This window comes from Acidobacteriota bacterium (genome assembly GCA_028875575.1).
GTDB lineage: Bacteria > Acidobacteriota > Terriglobia > Versatilivoradales > Versatilivoraceae > Versatilivorator.
Genome location: JAPPDF010000093.1, coordinates 1 through 11,021, shown reverse-complemented (window position 1 = coordinate 11,021; position 11,021 = coordinate 1). Strand labels below are relative to the sequence as shown.

Below are 11,021 nucleotides of genomic sequence, written 5' to 3'. Positions count from 1 at the left end.
GATTATCCGCCAAAGGTCCTTCTCAGAACGGTACAGGAGTCGGTGAGACAAGGGCCCCGCCCGCAGTCGAACCGGTGGGGGGGACGGAATCGGCGAGATCGCCGGATAGGGGAGATCTAGCCCACAGTCGAGCCTGTGGGGGGCAGTCTCCCTGGTTCGTAACCGGCCCCTGTTTCACTCTCGCATGATCCGTCCTGCAGGGCGGTGGCGCCACTTACTTGAAACAAACCTGTTTCACTCTCGAACGATCCGCGCGACAACGCGGGTCTCCCGGCGGATCAGGGGCCGAACTTGCCGTAGAGCCCCGCGTTGGCCATCATCAATCGAATTAAGTATTGACTTTGGAATACCCCTAGCGAGCCCCGGTTGGCGCAGGTTTCGGTGAAACGACTCAATTTGTCGCTCCCGCAAACCGGGCTGTTCAGCAGAACCGGCTGGGGATGCCAACTGTGCGATTTCATCGCCACCGGGGTGGAATGGTCACCGGTGATGGCCAGCACCAGGGGACGTTTTTGCAAGAGAATGGGGAGAGCACGGTCCACGGCTTCGATGACGGCCACCTTCCCGTCGAAATTGCCGTCCTCCCCGGCCATGTCCGTCCCCTTGACGTGGATGAAGAAATAGTCGAAGTGTTGGAACTCGTCGAGGTACTGTTGAAACTGCTGTGGGATCTCTCTTGCTCTTTCCAGATTCCGCATCCCGATCAGTTGAGCGAGTCCCCTGTACATGGGGTAAACGGCAATCGCCGCGGCTCCCAGTCGAAACCGCTCTTCAAACCCGGGGATACGGGGAAGGCTGCCGATGCCTCGCAAGAGGAAACCGTTGGCGGGAAGGTCTTCCGAAAGCAGTGGCATGGCCTGCCGGTAGAAGGCGGCGATCACCTCGGCCGCCCTCTTGACCCTCTCTTCCCGGCTTTCGGCTATGATCGGCCTTATGGGAAGACCTGCCCGGTGAGGATCGGAGTCGGGGAGAGGGCCGGCGATACCGCCACCGCGAAAAACCACCACAAACCGGTGGGATCTTCCACGCCGGACAATGATCTGGGTCTCGCCGATCCTGCCAATGGCGCCCAGTTTTTCGCAGAGGACCCGGTTCAACCCGCTGTCGATGCGGCCGGCTCTGCGGTCGGTTACGATTCCATCGGCATTGACCGTACAGAAGTTGGCGCGAGCGGCCACATCGCCCATTTTCAAATTCATTCCAAGTCCCAGTGCCTCGATCACGCCTCGATCGACTCGGAACACGGCAGGATCGTAGCCGAAAAGACCCAAGTGGCCGGGTCCGCTTCCCGGCGTTATCCCCGGCAGTACAGGAGTCATTCGGCCCATGGCCGAGGCCTGGGCCAATTCATCCAGGTTCGGAGTGACCGCTGCCTCCAGAGGAGTGCGGTAGCCGGTCGCGGCGGTCGCGATGTCGCCAACACCGTCCAGGACCAGCAGGACGAGCTTCCCCTCGGGCCGGTGAGGCAGCCTCAGCGATCGATACAGAGTTTCTTCTTCCACCGTTTTCACCGTGTTCGTTATCCGTCCGGACCGGCAAGCAGCATTCTACATTACAACGGCTTTCCGTCTCCCGGGGCTTGTGTATAGAATAGGAATCTTTTGTTGATGTCCCGGTGCGGCACGGTTAGTGGTCAATGGTCAGTGACCGGTCCTAATAGCTGGAAAGTGCCTGACCACTTGTTTGCACTTTTTGAGCGACTGCGCCGAGACCGAAAAGATGCTCGGCATGTGGATCAAATAGCTATCCACCAACCACTGGCCACTAATCACTCTTCACCTTGTTGCGCCGCCGTCCCATACGACGAGGCGGCTCATAAGGGGCGAAACATGGGTGTTCCAATCAAACGATGAAGAAACTCCTGGCTGCCAACCGCAGCGAGATCGCCATTCGTATCATGAGGGCGGCTACCGAACTGGGGTTGCGGACGGTGGCGATCTACTCAGAGGCGGACCGCGTCGGCTTGCACCGTTTCAAGGCCGACGAGGCTTATGCCCTTTCAAGAGACAAGGGACCGGTGGAGGCCTATCTGGATATTGAGGGCATTCTGGCGATTGCCCGGGACAAGAAGGTGGACGCCATCCATCCGGGTTACGGGTTCTTGGCGGAGAACCCTCAGTTCGCCCGGGCCTGCCGGCAGGAAGACATCACCTTCGTGGGGCCGACACCCCATCTGCTGGAGTTGCTGGGAGACAAGCTGGCTGCCCGCCGCCTGGCCAAGAAGGCGGGAATCCCGGTCATTCCCGGGACCGACGAGCCCGTGGAGGAAGGGAAGGCGGCCCTGCAAACGGCTTTAGAGCTGGGATTCCCCTTGATTGCCAAGGCCGCCTTTGGCGGGGGAGGCCGGGGAATGAGGATCATCCGTTCCGCCGAGGATCTGGAAAAGCAATTGGCCGAGGCCCGAAGCGAAGCAGAGGCTGCCTTCGGCAATGGCGCCCTTTTTCTGGAACGCTTCATCGAGCGTCCCAAGCATGTGGAGGTTCAGATCCTGGCCGACCGACATGGGGAAGTCGTGCATCTCTACGAGCGGGATTGTTCGGTGCAGCGAAGGCATCAGAAGGTAGTGGAGGTGGCGCCGGCTGCAGGAATACCGAAGAAGTTGCGTGAGGAGTTGTGGGAAGCCGCGGTTGCCCTGGCGCGTGAAGTCGGCTACGTGAATGCCGGAACGGTCGAGTTTCTCCTGGATGTGGACAGCCGCGAATGGTTCTTCATCGAGGTCAACCCCCGAATTCAGGTCGAGCATACCGTAACCGAGAGAGTCACTGGAATCGACCTGGTGCGCTCGCAAATCCTGATTGCTCAGGGCTGCCGGCTGCACGAGCCTCCGATCTCTCTGCCCCGCCAAGAGGACATGCCGCTCTACGGCAGCGCCCTGCAGTGCCGCATTACGGCGGAAGACCCGGAAAACAACTTCGCGCCGGACTTCGGAAAGGTCACGACCTACCGTTCTCCAGCCGGATTCGGCTTGCGATTGGATGGAGGCGCGGTCTCCGGGGGTGCGGTCCTGATTCCCTATTACGATTCCCTGCTGACCAAGGCCACGGCCTGGGGAAGGACCCCCAAGGAAGCCTGTCAGCGGATGGATCGAGCCCTGCGAGAGTTTCGAGTCCGTGGCGTCAAGACCAATGTGCCCTTTCTCGAAAATATCGTCAACCATCCGGTGTTTCAGGATGGCTTGGCCACCACGTGTTTCCTTGACGAGTATCCCGAGCTGTTCCACTTTGTCCAGAGACGGGATCGGGCCACTCGACTGCTGAACTACCTGGCGGGGGTCATCGTCAACGGGAATCCGGAGGTTGCCGGAAAGCCCTGGCCCGAGTCATTCGCCACTTCGAGAACCAGTCGAGACATTCAGCCGGCGCCCCTGCCTGAGATTCCCTTTCCCAAGGGAATCGCTCCGCCTCCGGGAACTCGGCAGCAGTTGCTTCGGTTGGGTCCGGAACGGTTTGCTCAGTGGATGCGGAAGCAAGAGCGCCTTCTGATCACCGACACCACCTTCCGCGACGCGCATCAGTCCTTGCTGGCGACCCGGGTGCGTTCCATCGACATTCTGAGGATTGCCGAGGCCGTGGCTCACCGGTTGCCCCACCTCTTCAGCCTGGAGATGTGGGGCGGCGCCACCTTCGACACCGCCCTGCGCTTTCTCAACGAAGATCCCTGGCAGAGGCTGCGGCAGCTTCGAGATCTCGTCCCCAATATCTGCTTCCAGATGCTGTTTCGGGCTTCCAATGCGGTGGGATACACCAGTTACCCGGATAACGTGGTGGCCGAATTCATCAAGGAATCGGCCCGGCAGGGCATCGACATCTTCCGTATTTTCGATTCCCTGAACTCCGTGGAAAACATGGAAGTCTCCATGGCTGCGGTTCGGGACACCCACGCCGTTTGCGAGGCCGCCATCTGCTACACTGGCGATATCCTCGATTCCCGACGGCCCAAGTACTCTCTTGACTACTACCTCAAGATGGCGCGACGGCTGGAGGAGATGGGCGCCCACGTCCTGGCCATCAAGGACATGGCGGGTCTCTGCAAACCCTACGCCGCCGCCGAACTGGTGAAGACGTTGCGCCAGGAGGTGGAAATTCCGATTCACTTCCATACCCACGACACCAGTGGTGTGAGCGCGGCTTCCATCCTGAAGGCTGCCGAGTCCGGAGTGGATGTGGTCGACGGCGCCGTTTCGTCCATGAGCGGTCAGACCAGCCAGCCCAATCTCAACTCCATTGTGGAAGCCTTGCGCGGCCAGCCGCGGGACACGGGGCTCGACCCCGTGGTCTTGGGAAGCTACTCGGATTACTGGGAGCTTGTCCGCGACTTCTATCGACCCTTCGACAGCGGTCCGAGGTCGGGAGACGCCAAGGTGTACCTGCATGAGATACCGGGCGGGCAATACACCAATCTGCGCCAGCAGGCGGCAGCCGTGGGTCTGGGTTACCGCTGGAGCGAGGTGGAGTCGACCTACGCCGAGGTGAATCGACTCTTTGGCGACATCGTCAAGGTCACTCCTTCCAGTAAGGTGGTGGGAGACCTTACGCTGTTCCTGTTGGCCAAGGGGATGGCTCCGGAGGATCTGCTCCAGCTGGACGTCAAGCACGATCTCGCACTTCCCAATTCAGTGATCGATCTCTTTGCCGGTTCGCTGGGAGCTCCCCCGGGAGGATGGCCGTCTCGCCTGCAAACAATCATCTTGCGGGGAGCTGAACCGAGCCGCACACGTCCCGGAGCCGATCTGCCGCCCGCCGACTTCGGCAAGACTCGGAAATTCCTGAAGCGAAAGCTCGGCCGGGATGTCCGCCATGACGAGGTGTTGAGCTACCTGTTGTATCCGGATGTGTTTCTGAACTACGTAGCCACGCATCGGAATTTTGGCGACGTCCGCGTCCTTCCGACGCCCCAGTTCTTCTACGGCATGCAGTCGGGAGACGAAATTGCGGTGGACATCGAGCCCGGAAAGACCCTGGTGATCAAGTTCCTGACCATCAGCGAACCCAACCCCGACGGCCGACGAACCGTTTTCTTCGAGCTCAACGGACAGCCTCGTGAGGCGGTGGTGCGCGACGAAAGCCTGAAAGAGGCTGTCCCGGCACATCCGAAGATCAGCCCCGGGGAGCCCGGGCAGGTGGGGCCCCCGTCGCCCGGGGTCATTACCCACGTATTCGTCCAGTTGGAGCAGAGAGTGGACAGGGGTGAAAAGCTGTTCACCCTGGAAGCCATGAAGATGCAGAGTACGATCTACGCCCCAGTGGCCGGACGGGTCAGCCGGATACTGGTGGGGGCAGGGCAGCACGTTGAGGCCAAGGCCCTGTTGTTGACCATCGAATAATCACCGCCGCTGCCCGCCGACGGGGTTCGTCCCGTGACCGGTCTTATCGTCAATTTCGTCAGCAAGGTCGTTCGCCATCGGGGTCTCATCCGGTCGATGGTCCAACGCGATCTCAAGAGCCGCTACGTGGGTTCGGTCATGGGGCTCTTCTGGTCGGTGATCCATCCGCTGGCGCTGCTGGTGTGCTACACCTTCGTGTTTTCGGTGATCTGGAAATTACAAATTCAACACCCCCGGTTTCCCGAGACCGGAACGGCCAGCTTTGCCATCTACCTGTTCTGCGGCATCCTTCCCTGGATGATGTTCCAGGAGACCCTGACCCGCTCCAGCAACGTGCTGGTGGACAACGCCAATCTGATCACCAAGACTTTGTTCCCCTCGGAGATCCTGCCGGTGGCCGTACTGATCGCCAACCTGGTGAACCATCTGATCGGCTTGGCCATCTTCCTGGTGATCATCCTCTTCTACCTGCAGGACCTGAGCTTTCTTGTGCTGTTGATTCCCCTCTATCTGCTTCCCCTGATGCTGTTTGCCCTGGGGTTGAGCTGGGTGGTCTCGAGTCTTCAGGTGTTTCTGAGGGACACCGCCCAGGTGGTCACGGTAGTCCTGACCTTCTGGTTCTTTTTTACTCCCATTTTCTATACCGAAGAACACTTGGGCAGCGTCAGCGACAAGCTGATCCTGGCCATGCGCTTCAATCCATTGGCCGAAGTCGTGATTGCTTATCGCAAGATGTTGCTGTTTGCCGAGATGCCGTCCTGGCAGGGGATGATTCCCCTCTATGGGATGGCTCTGGTTACCTTCGTGTGCGGCGGTTTGGTGTTTCGCTACGTCAAGCGATCCTTTGCCGATGTGCTTTAATTGGCGGTTTTATCCATGAAATCTCTTTGGCGCATTCCTTTGCTGGCCGTGGGCGCGGCGCTGCTGGGGGGATCCACGGTCCGGGCAACTCCGGATTTTCTGCCGGAGGCCAGTGTCCATCACGCCTACCTGGATTCCACCATTCTCTTCGCGTTTGAACTGACCCCTGACCGGGAAGCCTTCATCGAAGTGATCAACCTGGGGGAGAATCGCCGCTGCCTCACGGTGGAGCGGATATTCATGCGAACGGCGGAAGGGCAACCCTTGCGGTTCGACTCCTTTCTCTACGATGGCCGCAAGTCCAAGCTGGAGGGCAATCCCCGGGCTTGCGTCCGCCAGCGCACGCGGCGCAGATTCGAGCTCGGGTACAATTTCGACTTTCCGGAGAAAGTGCGCAAGGTCGTATTTCTGTTGGGAAGGTTGGCCTATCGGTTGCAGCCGGTCGGCGGTGAGGACTACAGGAATTTTCTGGAGAATTTCAACAAGGTCAACATCGGGGTCAGCAGTGATCGCCTCAAGAGATTCCAGTTGGGTGTGCTCTTCGGCAAGAACTTTTATGGTTCCAGGGTACGTTGCCGGCGGGTGGCGGCCCCGTTTGTCAGCAACGGAACCCGAGGACCCGTAACCCTGTTGAGCACGTTTCCCAGGCGTACCCAAAAGGCCAGGAGGAAAAAGAAGACCGCCAGCCTGAGCATCGCCTTGAAGCTGGATCCCAACGGCGAGGTGGTTGAAGCCACTCCCGAGTCCAATTTGGAGTTCGGGCTCACCGAACGGGCGCTCTATGAGGTGAAATACTGGTGGGACTTTGCTCCGGCCTACCAGGACGGCAAGCCGGTGGCCAGCAATCATCGGGCCAAGGTGGTCTATCGTTTGGAGCAGGATGACTGGAATTAGCAGGCATAGGCTGGCACCATCGGCGCCGCCATCCCATCACAATTCCACCGACTCGCAAACCTCGAAGTATTTCCTGCCTGGCTGAATGCGAATGGCCTGCTCCACCGGGTCGTGTTCCAGTGCGATGATCCAGTTTCCCTCACATGCCTGCTGCAGATAGTGCCGCTTCTCCTCGATGGTCGTCATGGGATAGAGGTCGTACCCCATCAGGTAGGGCAGCGGAAGGTGAGAGGCGGTGGGCATCATGTCGCCGCAATAGAAAAGCGTGGTGTCGCCGTCTTGAATCTTGACCATCTGCAAGCCCGGAGTGTGTCCATTGGAGATCAGGAGGTGGAGCCCGGGGAACAGCTCGCGGGGGCCGTCCAGGATCGTGAGTTGTGGGTGGTCGTGGAACGGCTCGATATCCATCGGCATATAGCTGCCCCGGTCCTTCTCGGACGGCTTCAGGGCTCGCTCCCATTGAAGCTTCTGAATGTAATGCCTGGCCGAGGGGAAGGTCAGCTCCAACCGGTCGTTTCGGAAGCAGGTGGCGCCCCCGGCATGGTCAAAATGGAAGTGGGTCAGGATGACATCGGTGATGTCTTCCGGCTCGATGCCGTTGGCAGCCAGAGAGCCCGGCAGGGTGTAGCGGCTATGGTCGAGGCGGTAAATCTCCTTGAGTTTGTCGGAAAACTTGTGGCCGCAGCCCACATCGACCAGAATCTTGCGCTCTTCGTCCAGAATCAACAGGGCCCTCATGGCCAGTGGGATCCGATTGCGCTCATCGCTGGGGTTGGTTCTGCTCCAGAGAGTCTTGGGGACAACCCCGAACATGGCGCCGCCGTCGAGGCCGAAACGGCCGGTTTCCAGGGAAACGATGCGGTAGGGTCCTATCTTCATCGCTTGATGCTCAGTGCCACCCCGTCCCTGAGGGGAATGATGGTGGTCAGGACGTCTTGGGATTGAAAGGCCAGTCGATTGAAGGCTCGTATTCCCGCCGTGCTGGGAGTGTCGTCGTCTTCGACCACCCGTCCGCCCCACAGGGTGTTGTCGGTAATCAGAAGGCCTCCCCTTTTCAATCGGGGGACCGCCTGCCGGAATACTTCGGGATACTCGTGCTTGTCCACGTCGTTCAGGATGATGTCGAAGGATCCCGGTTCTTCGGCCAGCAGGGAAAGGGCGTCGCCGGTTCGGTAGTCTACCAGACCTTCAATTCGGGCCTGTTGGAAAAAGCGGGCGGCCAGGGCGGCGTTTTCCCCGGAGCCGTCGGTACAGATGATCCGACCCCCCGGTTGCAAGCCCCTTGCAAACCAGATCGCCGAGTAACCAAAACCGGATCCCAGCTCGAAGATGCGTTGGGCACCTGTCAGCAGCGCAAGTTGGCAAAGCAGGCGGCCTACCAGGGGACCGATGATGGGGAATCTCCTCTCGGCGGCGATACGTTCCATTTCCTGGAGGGCGGAGTCCCTCGAAGGAGTCAGGGAATGGAGGTAGCGAACGATGGATGGATCCAGAATTTTCATGGGTTGTTCTCCTGCCGGGTCGGATCAGGGGCGCGCTTGCTACGCCTGGATCTTATGGTAATCTGGACCGGTCGGCAACGGCCAAGGCGGGCAATCGCTCCAAGAGGGGTCCGTGCAAGGACGGGAGTTGGAGCTGATCCGGAAACATAGGATTGCAGAATGATCATCGGGTTGTTCGGGGAAGATTCGCCACTGACCCTGGCCCTCCAGAATGACTTGGAAGAGAAGGGGTTCGGTGCGTGCCGGTCCACCCGGCCCCTGCCGCGGCAGCAGTCGCAGCACCTGGTTTTTCGAGAACGGCAATTGCCTTCCGATTGGAAGTCCCTGCGGGAAGCGGGAATGGTGCTGGTTTGGGTCGGTGAACCCGTGGAGCCGGTAGTGTCCTTCGACCTGGTGCTACCCCTCGGCCAATCCGAAGGGGAAGCCTTGGAGAAGCTCAGCCACCTGGTACGGCCGAGGCTGGCCGGCCCGCCGCGGCCCTCATGGGACGAGTATTTCATGAGGATTGCCCAGGTGGCTTCCATGCGGAGCAACTGCATCAAGCGGAAGGTTGGCGCGGTGGTGGTGAAAGACCGCAGGATCGTGTCCACCGGCTATAACGGAACCCCGCGCGGAACAAGGAACTGCAACGAGGGGGGATGTCCGCGCTGCAGCGGCCTGGCAGCCAGCGGTACCCGGCTGGACGAGTGTCTGTGTTCCCACGCCGAGGAAAACGCCATCACCCAGGCGGCCTACCACGGCACCAGCGTCAAGGACGGATGCCTCTATTCCACCCTTTCGCCCTGCTTGATGTGCGCCAAGATGATCATCAACAGCGGGGTCAGGGAGGTGGTTTTCAATGAGGGTTATCCTCTCAACGACGCGACCTTTCGGTTGTTCGAGGAAGCCGGAATCACGATCCGAGAATTTCGGCTTACCTGAAGGTTGCAGAGAAGCCTGATTGAAACTATTGAGTGATATCCACAAGGTTCCAACAAAGATATCCACGAAGGGACATGAAGGACAACGAAGGGCCACCAAGGAGCTGGAGCAGGCTCAGGAGGGATCCGCCAAGGGTCGGAAACCGGGAAAAGATTTCCACCAAGGAATACGAAGAATCACGAAGAGCAGGTCGGCAGGGGGGGTCAGTATTTTTGCATGACGACGGCCAGGAGGTTGTGCTTCATCAGCAGGAATCTGCGGGTTTCGTAGCCGTCGAACAACTGAGTCACGTCCCGGTTCTGGTAGATTTTCCGGATGGACATGGCGCGATCGGTGGGAGTGCGTTCCAAATGGGCTTCGGTAACGATGCGGTATTGGTGGATCCAGTCGGAGCCGGCAGGCGGCCTGGTCTGAAAGAGGGCGAAAATCAAGCTCTTCGACTTCATCATGGCCGATACCCTGGCGATAAACAGGGAGGCGAATTCGGGATCCAGATAGCTCAGCAGATCCCAGCAAATCAGTCCGTCGAAGAAGTCGACAGGGTATTTGAAGTTCTCTCTGAAGAACTTGCTCACTACCAGCGTCCGTTGATCGTGGAATGAGGTCGAGTATTCGGGGTTTGAGTAAGCGTCCACCAGGTCTTCCACGAATAGCTTGACCTCACGTCCGAAGAAAAACTCGACGTTGGCTCCTGTCGGAATGCCAATATCCAGCAACACGGCCCTTTTCTTAAGGCCGATGGCTCGGAGAAACTCCTTCAGGACATCGGCCCGCATTCTGACCGCAATCGGACTGTCCTGCTCTCCGGCCACACCGGTTCGAATCGGTTCAACACGGTTCATCGCGGAGCCTGGGTTCTGTCCGCCGGCACGCGGTTACCGTATGATTTTTCCATGAGAACAGCGCCTCTCCGTCACACCTTACCACAGGAGATCCTGGTGGTTCAGCCCGTATTGCGACCGTTTCCCTCAGACGTTGATCCGTAGGCGCGATCGAGGATCTCCATGGGGTGCATCACTTGTATGTGGTGCAGGTGCGCCATCCGCAGGCCATAAGCAATTTGAAGAATGCACCCGGGGTTGCCAGTGGCCACCACGGCCGGCCCGCACTGCTTGATGTCCTCGACCTTGCGCTCCAGGATCCGCGTCGACAATTCGCTGTGAGTGATGTTGTAAATCCCCGCGCTCCCGCAACATTGGTCCGGATACCGCAACTCCAGCAGCTTCAGCCCCGGGATATTCTGCAGCAGGCGCCGCGGGGCCTGCCCGATTCTTTGGGCATGCAGCAGGTGGCAGGGGTCGTCGTAGGCGATCTTTAGCTCCAGCCGGCCCGGCGGAGAAAGAGCCGGCAGCCCGTCCAGAAACTCCGAAATATCCACGACCATTTGGCTGAAAGACCGGGCTCGGGATGAGAACTCGGGATCGTGGGCCAGAAGGTTCCCATACTCCTTGAGCTTGGCCCCGCAGCCGGCTGCATTGACGATGACAGCCGAAACGCCGGCCTGCTCGAAGGTTTGAATG

The 11,021-nt window shown here is 59.4% G+C and carries 9 protein-coding genes; 4 read left to right on the top strand and 5 right to left on the bottom strand.

Features of this window, described 5'->3' with window-relative positions; genetic code table 11:
* Positions 1–278: 278 nt before the first annotated feature.
* Positions 279–1,511 (bottom strand): 2,3-bisphosphoglycerate-independent phosphoglycerate mutase, encoded by a 1,233-nt coding sequence (locus OXI69_15145; GenBank protein ID MDE2667479.1) that lies wholly within the window; start codon positions 1,509–1,511, stop codon positions 279–281.
* A 338-nt stretch (positions 1,512–1,849) separates the two neighbouring features.
* Between OXI69_15145 and OXI69_15140 the strand changes: the two genes are divergently transcribed.
* Genes OXI69_15140 through OXI69_15130 form a run of 3 tightly spaced genes read left to right on the top strand, consistent with a single transcriptional unit; the run spans position 1,850 to position 7,078 of the window.
* A complete protein-coding gene (locus tag OXI69_15140) occupies positions 1,850–5,323 on the top strand; it encodes a pyruvate carboxylase (GenBank protein MDE2667478.1) in 3,474 nt (1,157 codons plus the stop codon).
* A 33-nt stretch (positions 5,324–5,356) separates the two neighbouring features.
* Positions 5,357–6,184 carry an ABC transporter permease gene (locus OXI69_15135; GenBank protein ID MDE2667477.1) on the top strand — a complete coding sequence of 276 codons (828 nt, stop codon included), beginning with the start codon at positions 5,357–5,359 and terminating at the stop codon, positions 6,182–6,184.
* 15 nt (positions 6,185–6,199) lie between these two features.
* The gene (locus OXI69_15130; protein MDE2667476.1) at positions 6,200–7,078 is read left to right on the top strand and encodes an energy transducer TonB; all 879 of its coding nucleotides are present in this window, start codon (positions 6,200–6,202) and stop codon (positions 7,076–7,078) included.
* A gap of 36 nt (positions 7,079–7,114) precedes the next feature.
* Here the strand turns inward: OXI69_15130 and OXI69_15125 are convergent, their stop codons facing one another.
* Both OXI69_15125 and OXI69_15120 read right to left on the bottom strand, forming a co-directional pair.
* Positions 7,115–7,957: an MBL fold metallo-hydrolase gene (locus OXI69_15125; protein MDE2667475.1), complete on the bottom strand. Its 843-nt coding sequence runs from the start codon at positions 7,955–7,957 to the stop codon at positions 7,115–7,117.
* Positions 7,954–8,580, bottom strand: a complete 627-nt coding sequence (locus OXI69_15120) for an O-methyltransferase (GenBank protein ID MDE2667474.1) — start codon at positions 8,578–8,580, stop codon at positions 7,954–7,956. The genes OXI69_15125 and OXI69_15120 overlap by 4 nt, the downstream gene beginning before the upstream one ends.
* A 459-nt stretch (positions 8,581–9,039) precedes the next feature.
* Here OXI69_15120 and OXI69_15115 point away from each other — a divergent pair, with 459 nt between their 5' ends.
* On the top strand, positions 9,040–9,501 hold the full coding sequence (locus OXI69_15115; protein MDE2667473.1) for a dCMP deaminase family protein: 462 nt from the start codon (positions 9,040–9,042) through the stop codon (positions 9,499–9,501).
* Between the two features lie 203 nt (positions 9,502–9,704).
* On the opposite strand, the gene OXI69_15110 is transcribed toward OXI69_15115, so the two are convergent.
* Together OXI69_15110 and OXI69_15105 are read right to left on the bottom strand one after the other, a co-directional pair.
* Positions 9,705–10,343 (bottom strand): hypothetical protein, encoded by a 639-nt coding sequence (locus tag OXI69_15110; protein ID MDE2667472.1) that lies wholly within the window; start codon positions 10,341–10,343, stop codon positions 9,705–9,707.
* Between the two features lie 101 nt (positions 10,344–10,444).
* Positions 10,445–11,021: heterodisulfide reductase-related iron-sulfur binding cluster (locus OXI69_15105; protein ID MDE2667471.1), on the bottom strand; the 577-nt coding region annotated here is incomplete at its 5' end.